The following is an 18,355-nucleotide window of genomic DNA, read 5'->3' as shown; positions in this document are numbered from 1 at the left end:
CATTATTAATTTAAAAAATTAAATTATGAATAAAAAACTACTTGTTTTTACTTTCGGGTTCTTACTTGCTACATTAAATTTATTTTCCCAAACAATAAGTATCAGTGGTAAGGTATCAGATGTTTCGGGAGAATTGTTAGGAGTAAGTGTCCTAATTAAAGGTACTAATAATGGTACAAGTACAAATTTTGATGGAATTTATTCCATTAAAGCAAAAAAAGGAGACACATTAATTTTCTCCTACCTTGGCTATAAATCAAAAGAGATATTAGTCAGAAACTCTTTATTAAATGTAATACTTGAAGAAGATGCAAGTCTACTAGACGAAGTAGTCGTAACTGCTTTTGGGATAAAAAAAGAAGAGAGATCTTTAGGGTATTCAGTACAACAAGTAAAGTCAGAAGATATAGAACTCAAAGGTCAAACAAGTGCAATTTCTGCATTACAAGGACGTATTGCAGGTGTACAGATTAGTCAATCTTCTGGAGCATCAGGTGGTGGTTTAGATATACTAATTAGAGGTGTTACTTCAGTAAACCCCGATAGAAATAATCAACCACTTATAATTGTTGATGGATTGGCTTTAAATAATGACACTTTTTCTGGAAGTGTTTTACCAAGTGCTGGCTCAAATTCTCCAAGTAGTTCAGAACAATTCTCTTTTTCTAATAGAGGTTCTGATATTAACCCAGAAGATATAGAAAGTTTTAGTGTTTTAAAAGGTGCTGCAGCATCAGCCTTATATGGAGTAAGAGCTTCTAATGGAGCAATTATTATTACCACAAAAAGAGGAAAACAAGGAAAAGCAAAAATTGGAATTTCTACTTCAACAACTTTTAGAAAAATAACAAAAACACCAGAGCTTCAAACAACATATAGAGAAGGATTTAGTGGTGTACCAAGAGGATTATATACTCCGGATACTGATACAGGTTTTACTAGATTGGGAGGAACCGTATTTTATTCTTGGGGACCTAAATACTCAGATGATTCTATAGTTATTGGAAGTGACACTGTTGATTTAACAAAAGATAAATTTTATAGTCCTTATGATTTATTTAGAACAGGAATAAACACAAGTGTAAATTTTAATATTAGTGGTGCTAATGATAAAATGGATTATTACTTTTCTATTGGAGATAATTCTGAAGATGGTGTTTTACCAAATACAGGATATGACAGAACAACTATAAGAATGAAAGGATCTTATCAATTAAAAGAAAACCTTAAGGTTAGTTCATCTGTTGCTTATACTAAAGCAGGAGGTAATAGAGCAAACGGAGGAGATAAATCTGTTTTTAGTTCTTTATCTTATTATTCAGGAACTTTTCCAATAAATGATTATCAAAATGCTGATGGATCTCAACGTAATTATACATTTGGTGTAATTGACAACCCAAGATATTTCTTAGAAAAAAGCCCCTTAAAAGATGATGTAAATCGTTGGGTTGGTAATGTTACCTTTAACTGGGTTCCTAAAGATTGGATTAATGTTACTTATTCTGCTCAAATAGATAATTATTCTGATAAAAGAAATCGTTTTATGGTACCAGAACTAGATGCTGGTTCTCAAGTAGGTGGTTTTATTGTAGATCAAAATATTAATTTTACAGGTTTAGAGTCTAATTTATTAGTAAGTTTAAATAAAGATTGGACAGAAGATATTTCAACAACACTTACTTTAGGAAATCAAATCTCAGACTCAAAAAGAGATTATTCATTTATTAGAGGAGAGACTTTAAATGTTCCAGGGATTAATGATTTAGCTAATACAATTAATACATTTGCAGGAAATAGTATTACACATTTAAGAAACTTAGGTGTTTTTGGAGAACTAGTTGTTGATTATAAAAATAAGTTATTCTTAACTGTTACAGGAAGAAATGATTGGGTTTCAACATTACCAAAAGAAAACAGATCTTTCTTTTATCCCTCTGTAAGTTTAGCATATGATATTAAAGATTTAATAACCGAAGATCGTGATATTTTATCTTTTGCAAAACTAAGAGCTTCATGGGCCGAAGTAGGTAAAGGACCTTTATTTGGTCAAGTAGGTCATTATTTTGTTGCTGATGGAGATTTCCCTTTTGATGGTGCTGGAGGTTATAGAGCAAGTACTAGATTAGGAGATACAGATATGATTCCAGAAAGTAATCAATCTTTTGAACTTGGTGGAGACTTTAGGTTTTTTAATAATAGAATTAGATTAGATTATTCATATTACAAAACAAGAATTAAAAACCAAATATTTACTGTTGGTACAGCATATTCTACAGGTCTATCAGGCATTGTAAGAAATGCCGGAGATTTTCAAACATCTGGTCATGAGTTCTCCCTTTCAGGAGATATTATTAAAAACGAAAACTTTAAATGGGAAACCGTATTAAACTGGTCTACTAATGAAGGGGAAGTTTTAAGTTTACCAGAAGACATCGAAAGTTTAATTTTTGCTGATTCAGGTTGGGCAGGAGTAACTTCTGAGATTAGAGATGGAGATAAAATGGGAACGTTATATGGTTACAAATGGAGATATGAAAATGGAGAACGCTACATTGATGCAGATGGTAAACCTGAAATAATTACATCAGAGAAGGTTGTAGTAGGAAATGCTTTCCCAGATTTTATTGCCTCTTTATCAAATAGTTTTTCATACAAAGGTTTTAATTTAAACTTTTTATTAGAATGGAAAAAAGGAGGAGATTTATATGATTCTGGAAGAAGAAATTCTATAAGAAACGGTATTTTAAAAGTTACCGAATTTAGAGATGTAACAACTGTTCTAGAAGGAGTTATGGACGATGGAAATGGTGGGTTTGTAACAAATACTACAGAAACTTATATCGATCAAAATTATTATAGAAGTTCTTATGACTACAATAGAGCTTCAGAAGTTTTAGTACAAGATGCTTCTTGGGTAAAATTAAGAACAATTGGCATAACTTATAATGTTAATAGTTCTGTATTAGATAAACTAAATATTAATAATTTATCTATTTCTGCAAATGCAAATAACATTTTGTTATGGACACCTTATGAAGGTTATGACCCTGAAGGAAATCAATATAGTGCTGGCTCAAACGTTTATGGGTTTACTGGTTTAAGTACACCAATTAGCGAGAGTTATTCATTAGGAGTTAAATTAGGACTTTAAAAAAAATATAATGAAAAAAACAATAATAAAAACAATAATAGCATTAACACTAATATTTAGTGTAACAGCTTGTAACGATAGTTATTTTGAAGTAAATACACCATCTGGAACAGCAGATGTAGAAGAGCTAAGAATGAATGATTTATTAGCACCAATTATTCATAGCACATTAGAGGGACAACGTTCTGCTGAATTAACTTTTGGGAATTACGTACAGAATTTTGTAGGACAAGGTGGTACAGCTTCTGGTCAAACAACTGCAAGTGGTTTGTGGTCTCAAGTATATTTATATATTTTACCTAATATTAAAACAATTAAAGAAAAAGCTGAAGAAAAAGGAGCAATTCATTTTTCGGCAATTGCTGATATTTTAACAGCAATTAATTTAGGAATAGCAACAGATACTTGGAATAATATTCCATATTCAGAAGCTACTTTTGGACAAGAAATTCTTTTCCCTAAATTTGATACACAAGAATCTATCTATATAGAAATTTTTAGATTACTAGATGATGCAATTGCTGCTTTAAAAAGTACAGATAGTTCAGGAATATTTATAGGTAGCGAAGATTTAATATATGATGGTGACATGGATAAATGGTTAAGAGCCGCTTATACAATTAAAGCACGATATCAATTACACTTGGTAAATAAAGGTACTATAACGGCAGATGAAGTTTTAACAACAATAGCAAACGGATTTACTTCAAATGAAGATGATTTTCAAATGTTTTATACCGATAAAAATATTAATCCTTGGTACTCAGTAGAAGTTTTAGCAAAAGCAACAGGTAATTTTCATAACGACATAGCTAATCAATTTATTAGCAGTATGAATGGAGATTATTTCCCTTTTCAAAGTGGATTATTAACAATTGATCCTAGGTTACCAAAATTTGCAGAAAATGATGGTACAACAGTATGGAAAGGCTATGTAAGCGGTGGAGGTGGATTATCTCCAGATGGAGTTACCAATGGTAATACTGGTTTTGCAGCAAACGGCTACTATACAAGTATCGATTCTCCTTTATTATTAATTAGTTATGCAGAGGCTATGTTTATAAAAGCAGAAGCTGCATTTTTATCTAATGGAGGAACTTCTACAAGCACAGGTTCTACTACAGTAGCATACACTGCATATATGGATGGTATTACTGCAAGTATGAGCAAATATTCTGCAATAGGTACAGATTATATGGCAGATGGAGCAATAGCTGTTGGGGAAGCAGGATTAATGTTGAAACATATTATGAAAGAAAAATACATTCATAACTTTTTAAATCCTGAAACTTTTGTGGATTTTAGAAGATATAATTTTTCTGATGATGTTTTTAAAGGATTAAAAATTCGTGAAGAAATTGATACTGACGGGGATTATGCAGGTGAATGGTTTAGAAGAGCAACATATCCTACTACTGAGTTTAATAGAAATAAAGATAATGTAGAGGCTAACGAAAAAACACCCGTAACTAAAGTCTGGTGGGAAGAATAAGTTTTTTTATTAATAAATTGAATCATTAAAAAAAGGTTTTAACAAAAGTGTTAAAACCTTTTTTTATTTCAACAATTTTATCAAAAAATCTAATTGTTCTTCACTATGGTTTGCATTTAAAACAATTCTATTAAATTTTTTAGTACTTGTTGCGTAATAAAAAGAAGTAATTAAAATATTTTTATCAAATAAGATTTGATCTATTTTTTCATCAGAATGAAAGAAAACAGGATATGTTTTATCAATAGTTATTGTAGAATTATCTTTTAATTCTTTAAAAACATAATCAATATTATTTTTCAGTTTTATTAGTTGGCTTTTATAAATTTCTTGTGCATTTAAAAAAACTTCTAAAAAAGCAGGACTCATACCTGCACAACCAATAAAAAGATTGTCTTTTTTGATGAGGTTTATAAAGCTTAAATCTCCAGCTATAACACCTCCGTTAATACCGAAAGCTTTTCCTAAAGAAGCAACAATAATTACATTTATATTTTCTTTTTTTAAAATTGATGATGAAATTCCGTTTCCATTAGTACCTAAAACACCAAAACTATGAGATTCATCTATCACTAAATAAATAGTATTAGAATCATCTATTTCATCTAAAAATTCTAAAGAAAATGGTTTTGTTTCAAATGCAGCAATTGCATCCATAACAATACTTATCTTTTTGTTTTTCAATAATTTTAAAGAGTGATGCAATTCTAATTCATCAAAAACTGGTAAAGCATTTTCTGGTAAAATTGCAGGATGTGTTTTTGGCATATAATAAAAAGCATCAACAAGAATCGTTAGTTTTTTTATTGCAAAATGCCCAGCTAAAGTTCCAGAAGAAACCGTTACTGCTGTTTCCGTATTTAAAAATTGTGCTAAAAAAGTTTCTCCTTTCTCATAAATGGATAGTTTTATATTGGCACTTCTAGAACTTCCGTAAGAAGTGCCCCATTTATGAATTGCTTTAAAAACCAATTCTTGAAATTCTGGTAAAAAAGCCACTCCTAAGTAAGAAGTTCCGCTAAAATATAGATATTTTTTTTCGTTTAAAAATACTGTTGTATTAGGTGCTTTTTCTAGTTGCATAATTATAACAAAGAAACTCCTATTCCATTTTTATCAGCATAAGAAATTACTCCGTCTTTTATTGTAATTCCTTTTGCAATATCTTTTTTAAGTAACAAACCTCCATCCATATCTACATAATCTAAAAGTGGTAATAAATGTGCAATTGCAGAAATACCCACTGTAGATTCTGTCATACAACCCACCATTGTTTTCATGCCTAAAGATTTTGCTTTTTCTAACATTCTCTTTCCTGGAGTTAAACCTCCACATTTTGTAAGTTTTACATTTATACCATGAAACAAACCTGCACATTTTTCTACATCACTTTCTACAATACAACTTTCATCAGCAATAATTGGCAAAGCAGAATTTTTATATAACTTTTTAGCACCTTCAATATCATCTGCTTTTAAAGGTTGTTCTAAAAACTCTACTCCTAATTCTTTTAACTTGTAAGAATTTTCAATTGCTTCATCAGCTGTCCATCCGCAATTTGCATCAATTCTAAAAATGGCATCAGAATGTTTTCTAAGCTCTTTTACTATTTCTATATCATTTTTTGTACCTAACTTTATTTTATAAATTGGCCAAGGTAATTCTTTCATTTTGGTAACCATTTTTTCTACAGAATCAATACCAATAGTATAATCTGTCATCGGATTTTTATCAACCTTTAAATTCCAAATTTCGTATAATTTCTTTCCTTTTTTACGAGCATTTAAATCATTAAAAGCCATATCTAATGCACATAATGCAAACATATTATCTTTAAATATAGGTTGTAGTTTTTTCCAAAAAATTATTGGTTCTTCTTTAGATAAAGATGTTATTTTAGATTTATTTTCTAAAATAATTTTCATCATATTATCTACTGTAATGTTATAATATGGATTAGAAGTTGCTTCGCCAAATCCAGAAATTCCATCAGAAATTAGTTCTACAATTAATGAAGGTTGAAAATCGTGAGATTCTCTAGAAATAGTAAAAGTATGTTTTAACTCTAGATTAAAAGAATGTAGTTTAATTTCCATTTTTTGGATTATATTTATCGTAAAGTTATAAAAAAATAAAACTCATTATAAATATAAAATCATAAAATATGGCATTAGTAACTCCGCTAGAAGCAGAACACGATTTAGAAACCAAAAAATTAGCAGAATTTTTTAATGAAACTCTTGGGTTTTGTCCTAATTCTGTATTAACAATGCAACGTAGACCAGCAATTTCTAAAGCTTTTATCAATTTAAATAAAGCTGTAATGGCAAATGAAGGTAAAGTAACTTCTGCCTTAAAAAGAATGATTGCTTGGGTTTCTAGTAATGCAACAGGTTGTAGATATTGTCAAGCGCACGCCATTAGAGCTGCAGAACGTTATGGAGCAGAACAAGAACAATTAGATAATATTTGGGAATACAAAACCCACCCAGCATTTTCTGATGCAGAAAGAGCTGCATTAGACTTTTCTTTAGCAGCATCTATAGTGCCAAATGCTGTTAATGCAGAAATTAAAACCGAACTTTATAAATATTGGGATGAAGGAGAAATTGTAGAAATGTTAGGTGTAATTTCTCTCTTTGGTTATTTAAATAGATGGAATGATTCTATGGGAACAACTTTAGAAAAAGATGCTATTGATAGCGGAAATCAGTTTTTAGGAAAACATGGTTTTGAGGTTGGTAAACATGATGGTTCTAAGTATTAAAATGTTTTAAAAATAATAAAAAACCTCATTAATAATAATGAGGTTTTTTGTTAAAATATATTCTTCTATATTAGCTATTTAATTCTAAAGCTTCTCCATTAAAAGACAAACCATTGAACCCTGTTTTTATAAAGTTTCTAATATTTTGATGAGAATCTCCATTTACATCTTCTAAAACATTTTTGTAATGTTCGCCAAAACAAAATAAAGTTTCTTCTTGGGTTAAGCTTTCAAGTTTCGCAAAAGCGAATAATTTACAAGAACCAGAATTTTCTCCTGTATTATTCTTGAGTTCTCCATTTGTAAAAGTAATTGGAGTAAAATTGTAATTATCTTCAATTACTTGCATGGTATCTGCAAAATTAATTGCTGTTGGATTTGATTTTAGTTTTGTTTTGAATTCTTGAATTGTCATTTTGTTCTTTTAAATGACTACAAATTTAACACAAAAAATATTTAACTTTTTTGTCATCTTATTTCATTATAATTTTCAGGACATTTATAATGTGATATAAAAGGTTTCAAAAGTCAAGATAATTAAAATCTAAATAACATCTTAACAATATAGAATCAATATTATGGAGACATATTTAATAATAACAGCATTTTCAACATTAACCTTAAGACTTTGTAAAACCCTGAAATTAGGTGAATTAATTAAACTTTGGCAATACAAGAGGTTGTTCCCAAACTCAACTTTAGAAGAAGTTAAAGAGTCTGAAAAACAAATGTTAGCCTAAGTTTTTAGAAGATCATCTTTTTTAAATCTAAATATTTATCAAATTATGCTTTAACAAACTCTGCAAGACATTTAGAGTTAAACTATAATGAATAATTTATTATCAACTATTTACTCAAAAAAATAAATAGTTATCTTTTATTTGTATAATGTAAAGTTTTATTTACATTTGTATAAAAATAATAGCATTATGAAAATTAAAATGTTACCAAATTGGTGTAAAAAGTTAGGATTAGCTGTTTTTATAATAGGTATTATCACTTCTGGTATTAAAGGTTGGAATAGTGTTGAAGATTGTAGTCCTTATCAATCTAACTCGGTTATTAAGTCTGAATCCTCACAAGTAAAAAAACAAGATTTAGAATTAATAACTCCTAATAATGAAAATCTTGATTTAGATGGAGTTATTGTTATTATTGGAATGTTTATCTATATGTTTTCAAAAGAAAAAATAGAAGATGATTATATAAATATTTTGCGTTTAGAATCATTTCAATTAACCTCACTAATTGGTTTGGTCTCAATAATTATAATTTATTTAATATCAGGAAATATAAGTTTTGATATAGATTCTTTAACTAATCTGTTCCTAATATTTTATTTAATCATTTTTGCCATTAAGAAACGTATTTACTAAAAAAATAGCTTTATGAAAATTAAAATGTTACCAAATTGGTGTAAAAAAGTAGGATTGATTATATTCTTTTTATCGATTGTTATCAACTTTAGTTATGTTGATAGTAGAGAAAGTTTTTGTAAAGGCTATAATGATGGTTATAATTCAACGCGTACAGAGTCTAAATCTCTTTTTAGAAAATCTTCTGAAACTAAAGAAATTAAAACACTTAATTTCAAACCTTTTTTTATTGAAAAAGTCTTAGGAAGTAATAGTATACATTTATTTGATGTGTCTATACTTTTAGGAATGATTATTTATATTCTTGCAAAAGAAAAAATTGAAGATGATTATATAAATAAATTACGTTTAGAATCTTATCAGCTTACTTCTGTGTTAGTTTTATTTGCTGCATTGGGTTTATATTCATTTTTTGAAAACTTAAAATTTAGTTTAAATATTTTTATTACATTATATCTATTGTCTTATCTAATAATTTTCGCATTAAAAAAACGTGTTTACTAAATGAAAAACTTAATAAAAGTAGAACGTGCAAGACATAATTTAACTCAAGGAGATTTAGCTGAAAAAGTTGGTGTTTCTAGACAAACTATTTATGCAATCGAAAAAAACAAGTTTAACCCATCTGTAACATTAGCTATAAAAATGGCTCGTTTTTTTAATGTTACTGTAGAATACCTATTTGATATTGAAGAATAATTACAAATCTTAAACTTATGATTAAAATAATTATTTATTGCATTATAAAAGTTGTAGAATTTATTTCTAGCTTAATTTTATAACCTATTTTCTCCCTTCAACAATTACTACAATTTCACCTTTTGGAGGTTTTGCAGTGTAATATTCTAAGACTTCTGTTGCGGTTCCTCTTTTAGTTTCTTCAAACATTTTTGTCAATTCTCTAGAAACAGACACTTTTCTGTCTCCACCAAAATACTCTACAAAATGCCCTAAAGTTTTTACCAATTTATGAGGAGATTCATAAAAAATCATGGTTCTTTTTTCTTCGGCTAAAAGTAATAAACGTGTTTGTCTTCCTTTTTTAACAGGTAAAAAACCTTCAAAAACAAACTTGTCATTCGGCAAGCCAGAGTTTACCAAAGCAGGTACAAAAGCAGTTGCACCAGGCAAACACTCAACCTCAACATCATTTTCTACACAAGCTCTAGTTAGTAAAAATCCAGGATCAGAAATTGCAGGAGTTCCTGCATCAGAAATTAATGCACAGGTTTCTCCGTTTTGTATTCTTTGCACAACACCTTTTACAGATTTATGCTCATTATGCATATGGTGGCTATGCATTTGCGTAGCAATTTCAAAATGTTTTAAAAGTTTACCACTTGTACGTGTGTCTTCTGCTAAAATAAAATCTACTTCTTTTAAAATACGAATTGCTCTAAAAGTGATGTCTTCTAAATTACCAATTGGCGTTGGTACTAAATATAATTTGCTCATGTAAAAAATGCTTATGCTGCAAATTTACAAAGAATAAGACGGATTCTGCGTTACCGATTGTAGCATTTGTTTGAGCTCTTTTTTATTCTTTTTCTGAATAAAAAAAGCGAGTGCGAAAAGCGGGGCATTTCTGAGAAGAAATGAACGCCCAAAAAACAAATATTAAATAGAAAATGTTTAATTTTGCAGCTTAAATTTTCAAAAGAAATGTATAGAAGTCATTCTTGTGGTGAGTTAAGAGCATCACACATAAATACAGAAGTAACCTTATCGGGTTGGGTACAAAAATCACGTGATAAAGGATTTATGGTTTGGGTAGATTTACGTGATAGATACGGAATCACTCAACTTATTTTTGATGAAGATCGTACGCCTAAAGAAATGATGGACAAAGCAAAATCTCTTGGTAGAGAGTTTGTAATACAAGTAACGGGTACTGTAATTGAGCGCGAATCTAAAAATAAAAATATTGCTACAGGAGATGTAGAAGTATTGGTTTCTAAATTAGAAATTTTAAATGCTGCAAAATTACCTCCTTTTACAATTGAAGATAAAACGGATGGTGGAGAAGACATCAGAATGAAATATAGATATTTAGATATCCGTAGAAATCCTGTAAAAGACAGTTTAATTTTCCGTCATAAAGTGGCAATGGAAGTAAGAAAATATTTGTCTGATCAAGAATTTATAGAAGTAGAAACGCCATATTTAATAAAATCTACACCAGAAGGTGCAAGAGATTTTGTAGTGCCTTCTCGTATGAATGAAGGTCAGTTTTATGCCTTACCTCAATCTCCACAAACATTTAAACAACTGTTGATGGTTGGTGGAATGGATAAATATTTTCAGATTGTAAAATGTTTTAGAGACGAAGATTTACGTGCAGACAGACAACCAGAATTTACACAGATTGACTGTGAAATGGCGTTTGTAGAACAAGAAGATATTTTAAATATTTTTGAAGGATTAACGCGTCACTTATTAAAAGAAGTGAATAATGTTGAGGTAGAGAAATTTCCTAGAATGTTATATGACGATGCAATGCGTTTGTATGGAAATGACAAACCAGATATCCGTTTTGGAATGGAGTTTGGCGAGTTAAATGCAGTTACACAACATAAAGATTTTGGCGTATTTAATTCGGCTGAATTAGTAATTGGTATTGCGGTTCCTGATGGAAATGCATACACAAGAAAAGAAATAGATAATATTATTAAATGGGTAAAACGTCCGCAAGTTGGTGCTTTAGGGATGATTTACGCGCGTGTAAATGAAGACGGAACATTTAAATCTTCTGTAGATAAATTCTACGATCAAGAAGATTTAGCAAAATGGGCAGCAATTACAGGAGCAAAACCTGGTGATTTAGTGTGTGTTTTATCTGGTGATACTAATAAAGTAAGAGCACAAATGTCTGCTTTACGTATGGAGTTGGCAGAACGTTTAGGATTAAGAGATCCTAAAGTTTTTGCGCCACTTTGGGTTATCGATTTCCCTTTATTAGAATTAGATGAAGAAACAGGTCATTACCATGCAATGCACCACCCTTTTACATCACCAAAACCAGGTCAGTTAGAATTGTTAGATTCTAAACCAGGAGAAGTAAAAGCAAATGCGTACGATTTGGTGTTGAACGGAAATGAAATCGGTGGAGGTTCTATAAGAATACATGACAAACAAATACAAGCAACAATGTTAAAACATTTAGGTTTTTCTGAAGAAGAAGCAAAAGCACAATTTGGTTTCTTAATGGATGCTTTTGAATACGGAGCGCCACCTCATGGAGGTTTGGCTTTTGGATTGGATAGATTGGTTGCTATTTTAGGCGGACAAGAAACAATTAGAGATTTTATTGCATTTCCAAAGAACAATTCTGGACGAGATGTAATGATTGATGCACCTGCATTTGTAGATGACGATCAACTAAAAGAATTAAGCTTAAAGCTTGATATTCAATCATAATAAAATTAAATCCCGCAAAAGCGGGATTTTTTATTAAATTTAGAGTATGAAAAAAATTACGACACTTTTATTACTTTTTACGGCATTCATTTCATTTTCTCAAGAACTTACGGGTGATGAATTATTAGAAAAATCAATCAACTTTCACGATCCAAATAACAATTGGGCTACTTTTAAAGGAACTCTTTTTGTAACGATGAAAACACCTAAAGGAGCTCCAAGAGAAAGTAAAATAACTATTGATTTACCTAAAGAATATTTTTCTGTTACCGCTAAAAAAGATACTATAACAACAGAATATATTCTTGATGAAAACAAGATAACTGCTTCTTTAAATGGAGATAAAAATCCATCAGAAATGATAAAGAAAAAATACAGATTAACAGAAGAACGTGCAAAATTGTATAAAAACTATTATACTTATTTGTATGGTTTGCCAATGAAGTTGAAAGATGAAGGTACAATTATTCATCAAAAAGTAGATAATAAGAACTTTAAAGGTAAAGATTATTTGGTGTTAAAAGCAACTTACAATAAAGAAGTAGGTAAAGACACTTGGTATTTTTATTTCAATCCAGAAACGTATGCAATGGAAGTATATCAATTTTTTAAAGCAACAAAAGATAGTGGAGAATATATTTTACTTTCTGGTTTAGAAACCATAAATGAGGTTAAAATGCCAAAAAATAGAGCTTGGTATTATAATAAAGATAATGGCTATTTAGGTACAGATATTTTACATGCAAAATAATAATGCCATCAAGTAAAAAAATATTTAAGAAAATATTAATTTGGAGATATAGAAATATTTCTGAACGACAATTTGTATATATACTAAGTGTTTTGGTTGGTTTTTTAGCTGGTTTAGGCACAGTAACTCTTAAAAACATTACCCACTACATTCAACTTTTATTATCTGTAGATTTCCTAGAAAATTCTAAAAACTCATACTATTATGTTTTTCCAATAATAGGTTTATTAATAGTTGTAATCGTAAAAAAAACTTGGTTAAAAAAACATATAGGCCATGGTATTTCTACAACACTTTATGCCATTTCTAAGAAAAAAGGAATTATTCCTAAATACAATATGTATGCATCTTTATTAACAGCTCCTATTACTGTAGGTTTTGGTGGTTCAGTTGGGTTACAAGGACCAGCTGTTAGCGCAGGTACAGCTTTAGCTTCGTATACTTCTAGGTTGTTTCATATGAGTACAAAAACAAGAATGCTTTTAATTGGTTGTGCCACTGCAGGAGCAATGTCTTCTATGTTTAAAGCCCCAATTGCAGGTATTGTTTTTGCGCTAGAAGTTTTTAGTTTAGATATTGCTTTTGTTTCTTTAATACCTCTTTTATTAGCATCTGTTTCTGCTATAGTAACCTCATACCTTTTTTTAGGTTCTGACGTATTATTAGGTTTTGAATTGAATGATAAATTCGAAATAAGTGAAATCGGTTTTTATGCAATTTTTGCTGTTTTTACAGGAATCGTTTCTGTATATTTTTCAGTTGTATATTTTGCTATTAGAAAGTTTTTTTATCAATTTGAAAAACGTTTTGTAAGGTTAATATTTGGTAGTGTTATCATTGCTTTTATTCTTTTTTTAATGCCGTCTTTATATGGTGAAGGTTATGGTTTAATTAACAATTTATTAAAAGGAAACCACATTGCTGCTATTGGGAATACCCCTTTTAATTTTGACCCAGATAATATTTGGATAGTAATTAGTCTATTAATACTAATTACTCTTTTTAAAGCCATAGCTATGAGTACAACTTTTGCTGCAGGTGGAGTTGGTGGAATATTTATTCCTACTTTAGTAATGGGTAGTGCACTTGGAAACGCCTTTGGAAAAATTATTAATAATATGGGTTTAGGTTTTCAGGTTTCTGAAGCTAATTTTACTTTAATAGGTATGACAGGCTTAATGGCAGGTGTTTTACATGCACCTCTTACAGCCATTTTTTTAATAGCAGAAATTACTGGTGGTTATGATTTATTTGTACCCTTAATGTTAGTAGCGGCAATCTCTTTTTCTATTACTAAATATTTTGTTTCTAACTCTATTTACACCTATAAATTGGCACAAAGAGGAGAACTCATTACGCATAATAAAGATAAAAATGTAATGATGATGATGCAAATTGATAGCCTTATAGAAACGAACTTTAAGTCTGTTAATCCTGAAATGCTGTTGGGAGAAATGTTAAAAAAAGCAGTAGCAAAATCTAAAAGAAATATTTTTCCTGTTTTAAATGAAAAAAAACAATTTTTAGGAATTGTATTGTTAGATGATATTAGACCTGTAATGTTTGATACAGAAATGTACAAAAGTGTTACTATTAATTCATTTATGAAAGCTGCCCCAGAAATTATTCATGAAACAGATTCTGTAGAACAAGTAATGCATAAATTTAAAATAAGTGGTGCTTGGAATTTACCAGTTGTAAAAGACGGAATCTACAAAGGTTTTATCTCAAAATCTAAATTATTAACAGCATATAGAAATAAATTAGTAGAAGTTACTTCTTAATAATATAATATGAGAACAAATAGTTTTACTAACAATATGCGTTTAAAATCTGATGCTGAGTTAGAAGAAATTCTTGATAAAAAAAATAACTATACAGAACACGCTATACAAGCAGTTATTTGGGAATTAGAAAACAGAAATTTAATTGAAAAATCTGAATCTAACTATATAGAAACACCAATTGAAATAGATATTGTAAGTAGTAATACTATAAGCAAACCATTAGAAGAAAATGAGAGCCCTTTTGAAGATTTAGAACAACCTTTTTTATATTCTAAAAAAACAATTCAAGGTTTTACCATTTTTTTTACAACTATTTTTGGTGCTATTTTACTAATGAAAAATTTAAAAGAAATGAATAAACCAAAAGCAAGAATTCAAGTGCTTGTTTTTGGAATTGTTTATACTATTTTTTCTGCTATTATTTTAGACATACTACCTAAATCATTTTTTATGACGCTCATTTTCAACCTTATTGGCTATGCTGTCTTAGTAGAATTTTTTTGGAACAAACATTTAGGTAAGAATTTAAAATATAGGAAGAAACAAATTTGGTTGCCACTAATTATTTCTCTTGCTATCTTATTTTTGATGTTATTTTTATTACAGTTTCTACCACAAATTAAAGAAATTTAAAACCCTTTCTTAAAACCAAGGATCTTCATTTACTTCTAATTTCTTTTGACTTTTCATTATAGTTTTAGTTGATAATTCATTTTCACCTATTTGCAAGCAACTGTATAATAGAAAGATTACATTTATTTTACTATCATCTAAGGCTAAAAGTTTAATTTTTTTTCCATCAGAAAAAGATTCATCTATTTCAGCAATTTTAATGTTGTCTTTATAAATAGATTTTTTCTTTTTATAGTGCACTTTAATTTCATAACTACCAGATAATAACTCAACTTTAAAAACAGTATTTCTAGTATTTTGTGATATTAAAATTGTTTCATTCCCAACGTTTCTAGCAATTAAATACACCATTCTCAATCTCCAAAACTTAAATTTTTTGGTAACAGTATATACTAGTTTTTCATTTGCATCAAATATTTCTGCAAGCGTTTTACCAAACTCCATAAACCAAAAAGAACTAAATAAAGTTTGTTGTTTATCTGGTTTAAAAATTTCTAATCTATTGTTTTGTTGAGTTATAAGATATTGTTTCAATTTCATAGGGTAGAAAATATAATCAAATTTAGACTAAGTCTTTCTACTTGCAAATATTTTACAAGAAAATTATGATTAACTATTCGTAAAAAAACAAGGGTAATTTTATTGAAATAATAAAAACAAGAGCTAAAGTTTTTTAAAAAACGTTATTTTTCTAAGAAATTAACCACCAAATCAGGAAAATCTGTAAAAGCCCCATCTACATTTACATCTATTAACAAAGTTTGCATCATTTCTTCAAAAGAAGAAAAACCATCAAAAGCATCTGCCCTAAAAGTATAAGTATGCACTTTTAAGCCCAACTTATGAGCATCAGAAACTAAAGATGTAAACTGCCACTTATCATTTACTTTTTTATCTAAAATTTGTTTGTACCAAGGTCCTATTCCGTCTGCAAAAGAAGCTATATATTCTAAATTTTTAACGTCTTTATCAAATTCTGTTAGCTGAACTAAAAATAATTCCGATTTTAATTCGGTTCTTATTCTTTCTAATTCTTTGGCATCAAAACATTGCAAAACACAATTGTCTTTTTTTGTTTTGTATCCAAAATCAAACAAAATTTTTAATACAATTTCTGTTAATTTTTTTCCTTCTTTAATATGAAAACCCGGTTCTTTAATTTCAGGATAAATTCCAATATTTTTTCCTGCACTTTTATTTAACCCTAGAATTAACTCTAACTCTTCTTGTAATGAATGAAGTTTAAAGTTTCCTTTTCCTTTCGGAAAACGACTTTTATATACCTGTTCTCCTGTTTTTGGATGAAAACGTTCTGTAACTTGTAGTGTTTTTAACTCATCAAAAGTAAAATCGATTACATAAAATCGATTGTCTTGTCTATTTCTTTTAGGAAATTTTAATGCAACATCAGTAACATCATCTAAATAAATATCATGAATTACAATAGGTACATTGTCTTTACTCAAAACTAAATCTTGTTCAATAAAATGAGGGTTCATTGCATGTGCCATAGCTTTAGATTCTAAAGTATGTTCTGGTAAATAACCCGAAGCACCTCTGTGTGCAACAACAATTTTTGTACTCATGTAAGATTCTTTTATTTGAGCGTTATTAGAAATAGACAACAAACCTATCAAAAATAATAAAATTGATTTCATTTTAATCAAATTTAGATTTTAAAGATATAACTTTTGTAATTTTGCAATATGAAATTAGCGTTAAAAATTATGTTTATTATTTTTATTATTTGGATGGTAACTGGCATGTATTTAGTAAATACAGAACACGAAAAGGCTCAAATTGTAATGGGTTTGGGTGTTTTTTATTTTTCTTTTTTATTTATGCCTTTCTTTATCTATTACAGATACAGAGATGGCAAATACAAAAAGTATATTTTAAATGATGAAAAACTAAAAAAGGCTTTTAAAAATATGGGGAAAGAGGAATAGTTAATCTTCCTTTTTTAAATATAAATATACAGGGAAATGATCTGAAAAACCTCCTTGATACCAAGGACCTATATAAGTTCTAAACGGACTTCCTTTTAATTTCCCTTTAAAAATTCTCAACCACTTTTTATTAAAAACCTCTGCATGTTTAAAGTGATGTTTATCTATCTGAGGCTCTAAAAAATTTTTGGTAATTATAATTTGATCAAACAAATTCCATTTACTATCATAAGTTAAAGTACCAACAGTATCTCTATCTAATAAAGCTTCCATTGGATTGTAAAAATCTTCAGTAACCAAGTGTTCTTTTATACTTTTACTTGTTGGATCATCATTAAAATCGCCCATAATCATAATTTTAGCATCATAACTTTTGGCTTGAATAACCTCTACAATACTTCTTGCTAGTTTTGCAGCTTCTATACGTTTGTATTCAGACTCTTCTGTTCCTTCTCTTCTAGAAGGCCAATGATTTACTAAAATATGTACTAATTCTCCATTTAAATTCCCGTAAACAACCAATACATCTCTTGTATAATCTCTATCTCCCTCTTCATCTTCTAAATACAAAGGAAAATTTTCTGACCCTAACAATTCAAACATTTGTTTGTTATATAAAAGCGCCACATCAATCCCTCTATCGTCAGGAGAATCATAGTGTACAAAATTGTAATGATGCTTTCTTAAATATTTAGAATTTGCTAAATCTTCTACAACTTTTGCATTTTCTACCTCAACTAAACCAACAATTGCTGGTGCATGGTAAGATTTTTCATTCCCTAATTGAGAAATAACAGAGCCTAACTTTTTAACTTTATCTCTATACCTTTTATGATTCCAATTTTTCTTACCATTAGTTGTAAAATCATCATCAAATGTATTTGGGTTATCTATAGTATCAAATAAGTTTTCTACATTATAAAAACCTACTGTATAAATATCTTTACTCTTTTTTGATGAGAACATAAATTAGTTTTTTGCGTAAAAATAATAAAATAAAACTTTCTTATTCATAACTTAAATTATATGTTT

Annotated in this window: 19 protein-coding genes; 12 read left to right on the top strand and 7 right to left on the bottom strand. The window is 28.9% G+C overall.

The features are described 5' to 3' along the window. Positions 1-25: 25 nt before the first annotated feature. Together ABJG40_RS13690 and ABJG40_RS13685 are read left to right on the top strand one after the other, a co-directional pair. Positions 26-3,151: a SusC/RagA family TonB-linked outer membrane protein gene (locus ABJG40_RS13690; protein WP_348025152.1), complete on the top strand. Its 3,126-nt coding sequence runs from the start codon at positions 26-28 to the stop codon at positions 3,149-3,151. Between the two features lie 10 nt (positions 3,152-3,161). Continuing rightward, positions 3,162-4,643: a SusD/RagB family nutrient-binding outer membrane lipoprotein gene (locus ABJG40_RS13685; RefSeq protein ID WP_348025151.1), complete on the top strand. Its 1,482-nt coding sequence runs from the start codon at positions 3,162-3,164 to the stop codon at positions 4,641-4,643. A gap of 63 nt (positions 4,644-4,706) precedes the next feature. Here the strand turns inward: ABJG40_RS13685 and ABJG40_RS13680 are convergent, their stop codons facing one another. Both ABJG40_RS13680 and ABJG40_RS13675 read right to left on the bottom strand, forming a co-directional pair. Continuing rightward, complete coding sequence (locus tag ABJG40_RS13680; protein ID WP_348025150.1) at positions 4,707-5,726, bottom strand: aminotransferase class I/II-fold pyridoxal phosphate-dependent enzyme; 1,020 nt, start codon at positions 5,724-5,726, stop codon at positions 4,707-4,709. A 2-nt stretch (positions 5,727-5,728) separates the two neighbouring features. Continuing rightward, positions 5,729-6,739 (bottom strand): dipeptide epimerase, encoded by a 1,011-nt coding sequence (locus ABJG40_RS13675; RefSeq protein WP_348025149.1) that lies wholly within the window; start codon positions 6,737-6,739, stop codon positions 5,729-5,731. A 68-nt stretch (positions 6,740-6,807) separates the two neighbouring features. On the opposite strand from ABJG40_RS13675, the gene ABJG40_RS13670 reads away from it, so the two are divergent. After that, positions 6,808-7,410 carry a carboxymuconolactone decarboxylase family protein gene (locus ABJG40_RS13670; RefSeq protein ID WP_348025148.1) on the top strand — a complete coding sequence of 201 codons (603 nt, stop codon included), beginning with the start codon at positions 6,808-6,810 and terminating at the stop codon, positions 7,408-7,410. A 70-nt stretch (positions 7,411-7,480) separates the two neighbouring features. Here ABJG40_RS13670 and ABJG40_RS13665 read toward each other — a convergent pair whose 3' ends face one another. Further along, entirely contained in the window at positions 7,481-7,825 is a 345-nt protein-coding gene (locus tag ABJG40_RS13665; protein WP_348025147.1) for a HopJ type III effector protein, read from the bottom strand. Between the two features lie 163 nt (positions 7,826-7,988). Here ABJG40_RS13665 and ABJG40_RS13660 point away from each other — a divergent pair, with 163 nt between their 5' ends. The 4 genes from ABJG40_RS13660 (at position 7,989) to ABJG40_RS13645 (ending at position 9,485) form a co-directional block, all read left to right on the top strand. After that, positions 7,989-8,150, top strand: a complete 162-nt coding sequence (locus ABJG40_RS13660) for a hypothetical protein (RefSeq protein WP_348025146.1) — start codon at positions 7,989-7,991, stop codon at positions 8,148-8,150. Positions 8,151-8,339: 189 nt separating this feature from the next. Then, positions 8,340-8,786: a hypothetical protein gene (locus ABJG40_RS13655; protein WP_348025145.1), complete on the top strand. Its 447-nt coding sequence runs from the start codon at positions 8,340-8,342 to the stop codon at positions 8,784-8,786. A gap of 12 nt (positions 8,787-8,798) precedes the next feature. Further along, positions 8,799-9,290, top strand: a complete 492-nt coding sequence (locus tag ABJG40_RS13650) for a hypothetical protein (RefSeq protein WP_348025144.1) — start codon at positions 8,799-8,801, stop codon at positions 9,288-9,290. Further along, a complete protein-coding gene (locus ABJG40_RS13645) occupies positions 9,291-9,485 on the top strand; it encodes a helix-turn-helix transcriptional regulator (RefSeq protein ID WP_348025143.1) in 195 nt (64 codons plus the stop codon). It begins immediately after the preceding gene. Positions 9,486-9,569: 84 nt separating this feature from the next. On the opposite strand, the gene rsmI is transcribed toward ABJG40_RS13645, so the two are convergent. Then, positions 9,570-10,241, bottom strand: coding sequence for a 16S rRNA (cytidine(1402)-2'-O)-methyltransferase (rsmI, locus tag ABJG40_RS13640; RefSeq protein WP_348025142.1), 672 nt, complete (start codon positions 10,239-10,241; stop codon positions 9,570-9,572). Between the two features lie 207 nt (positions 10,242-10,448). Here rsmI and aspS point away from each other — a divergent pair, with 207 nt between their 5' ends. From aspS to ABJG40_RS13620, 4 genes are read left to right on the top strand one after another with little or no spacing between them, the layout of a single operon-like run. Then, positions 10,449-12,203 (top strand): aspartate--tRNA ligase, encoded by a 1,755-nt coding sequence (gene aspS / locus ABJG40_RS13635; protein WP_348025141.1) that lies wholly within the window; start codon positions 10,449-10,451, stop codon positions 12,201-12,203. Between the two features lie 46 nt (positions 12,204-12,249). Further along, positions 12,250-12,954: a DUF6503 family protein gene (locus tag ABJG40_RS13630; RefSeq protein WP_348025140.1), complete on the top strand. Its 705-nt coding sequence runs from the start codon at positions 12,250-12,252 to the stop codon at positions 12,952-12,954. Positions 12,955-12,956: 2 nt separating this feature from the next. Next, positions 12,957-14,738, top strand: a complete 1,782-nt coding sequence (locus ABJG40_RS13625; protein ID WP_348025139.1) for a chloride channel protein — start codon at positions 12,957-12,959, stop codon at positions 14,736-14,738. Between the two features lie 9 nt (positions 14,739-14,747). Next, on the top strand, positions 14,748-15,374 hold the full coding sequence (locus tag ABJG40_RS13620) for a hypothetical protein (protein WP_348025138.1): 627 nt from the start codon (positions 14,748-14,750) through the stop codon (positions 15,372-15,374). Between the two features lie 9 nt (positions 15,375-15,383). On the opposite strand, the gene ABJG40_RS13615 is transcribed toward ABJG40_RS13620, so the two are convergent. Further along, positions 15,384-15,914, bottom strand: a complete 531-nt coding sequence (locus ABJG40_RS13615) for a hypothetical protein (protein WP_348025137.1) — start codon at positions 15,912-15,914, stop codon at positions 15,384-15,386. Positions 15,915-16,057: 143 nt separating this feature from the next. Further along, positions 16,058-17,032: a glycerophosphodiester phosphodiesterase gene (glpQ, locus tag ABJG40_RS13610; RefSeq protein WP_348025136.1), complete on the bottom strand. Its 975-nt coding sequence runs from the start codon at positions 17,030-17,032 to the stop codon at positions 16,058-16,060. A 48-nt stretch (positions 17,033-17,080) separates the two neighbouring features. Here glpQ and ABJG40_RS13605 point away from each other — a divergent pair, with 48 nt between their 5' ends. Further along, entirely contained in the window at positions 17,081-17,323 is a 243-nt protein-coding gene (locus ABJG40_RS13605; protein ID WP_348025135.1) for a hypothetical protein, read from the top strand. Here the strand turns inward: ABJG40_RS13605 and ABJG40_RS13600 are convergent, their stop codons facing one another. Then, positions 17,324-18,289, bottom strand: coding sequence for an endonuclease/exonuclease/phosphatase family protein (locus ABJG40_RS13600; RefSeq protein ID WP_348025134.1), 966 nt, complete (start codon positions 18,287-18,289; stop codon positions 17,324-17,326). Positions 18,290-18,355: the final 66 nt, after the last annotated feature.

Origin of the sequence: Polaribacter sp., from assembly GCF_039939415.1 — a bacterium.
GTDB lineage: Bacteria > Bacteroidota > Bacteroidia > Flavobacteriales > Flavobacteriaceae > Polaribacter.
This window is presented reverse-complemented; position numbering and strand designations above follow the sequence as displayed.

What these genes read in the sequence shown, in the direction of transcription:
- ABJG40_RS13690 (WP_348025152.1), top strand. Translation starts at nt 26, where the DNA reads ATGAATAAAAAACTACTTGTTTTTACTTTCGGGTTCTTACTTGCTACA.
- ABJG40_RS13685 (WP_348025151.1), top strand. Translation starts at nt 3,162, where the DNA reads ATGAAAAAAACAATAATAAAAACAATAATAGCATTAACACTAATATTT.
- ABJG40_RS13680 (WP_348025150.1), bottom strand. Translation starts at nt 5,726, where the DNA reads ATGCAACTAGAAAAAGCACCTAATACAACAGTATTTTTAAACGAAAAA.
- ABJG40_RS13675 (WP_348025149.1), bottom strand. Translation starts at nt 6,739, where the DNA reads ATGGAAATTAAACTACATTCTTTTAATCTAGAGTTAAAACATACTTTT.
- ABJG40_RS13670 (WP_348025148.1), top strand. Translation starts at nt 6,808, where the DNA reads ATGGCATTAGTAACTCCGCTAGAAGCAGAACACGATTTAGAAACCAAA.
- ABJG40_RS13665 (WP_348025147.1), bottom strand. Translation starts at nt 7,825, where the DNA reads ATGACAATTCAAGAATTCAAAACAAAACTAAAATCAAATCCAACAGCA.
- ABJG40_RS13660 (WP_348025146.1), top strand. Translation starts at nt 7,989, where the DNA reads ATGGAGACATATTTAATAATAACAGCATTTTCAACATTAACCTTAAGA.
- ABJG40_RS13655 (WP_348025145.1), top strand. Translation starts at nt 8,340, where the DNA reads ATGAAAATTAAAATGTTACCAAATTGGTGTAAAAAGTTAGGATTAGCT.
- ABJG40_RS13650 (WP_348025144.1), top strand. Translation starts at nt 8,799, where the DNA reads ATGAAAATTAAAATGTTACCAAATTGGTGTAAAAAAGTAGGATTGATT.
- ABJG40_RS13645 (WP_348025143.1), top strand. Translation starts at nt 9,291, where the DNA reads ATGAAAAACTTAATAAAAGTAGAACGTGCAAGACATAATTTAACTCAA.
- rsmI (WP_348025142.1), bottom strand. Translation starts at nt 10,241, where the DNA reads ATGAGCAAATTATATTTAGTACCAACGCCAATTGGTAATTTAGAAGAC.
- aspS (WP_348025141.1), top strand. Translation starts at nt 10,449, where the DNA reads ATGTATAGAAGTCATTCTTGTGGTGAGTTAAGAGCATCACACATAAAT.
- ABJG40_RS13630 (WP_348025140.1), top strand. Translation starts at nt 12,250, where the DNA reads ATGAAAAAAATTACGACACTTTTATTACTTTTTACGGCATTCATTTCA.
- ABJG40_RS13625 (WP_348025139.1), top strand. Translation starts at nt 12,957, where the DNA reads ATGCCATCAAGTAAAAAAATATTTAAGAAAATATTAATTTGGAGATAT.
- ABJG40_RS13620 (WP_348025138.1), top strand. Translation starts at nt 14,748, where the DNA reads ATGAGAACAAATAGTTTTACTAACAATATGCGTTTAAAATCTGATGCT.
- ABJG40_RS13615 (WP_348025137.1), bottom strand. Translation starts at nt 15,914, where the DNA reads ATGAAATTGAAACAATATCTTATAACTCAACAAAACAATAGATTAGAA.
- glpQ (WP_348025136.1), bottom strand. Translation starts at nt 17,032, where the DNA reads ATGAAATCAATTTTATTATTTTTGATAGGTTTGTTGTCTATTTCTAAT.
- ABJG40_RS13605 (WP_348025135.1), top strand. Translation starts at nt 17,081, where the DNA reads ATGAAATTAGCGTTAAAAATTATGTTTATTATTTTTATTATTTGGATG.
- ABJG40_RS13600 (WP_348025134.1), bottom strand. Translation starts at nt 18,289, where the DNA reads ATGTTCTCATCAAAAAAGAGTAAAGATATTTATACAGTAGGTTTTTAT.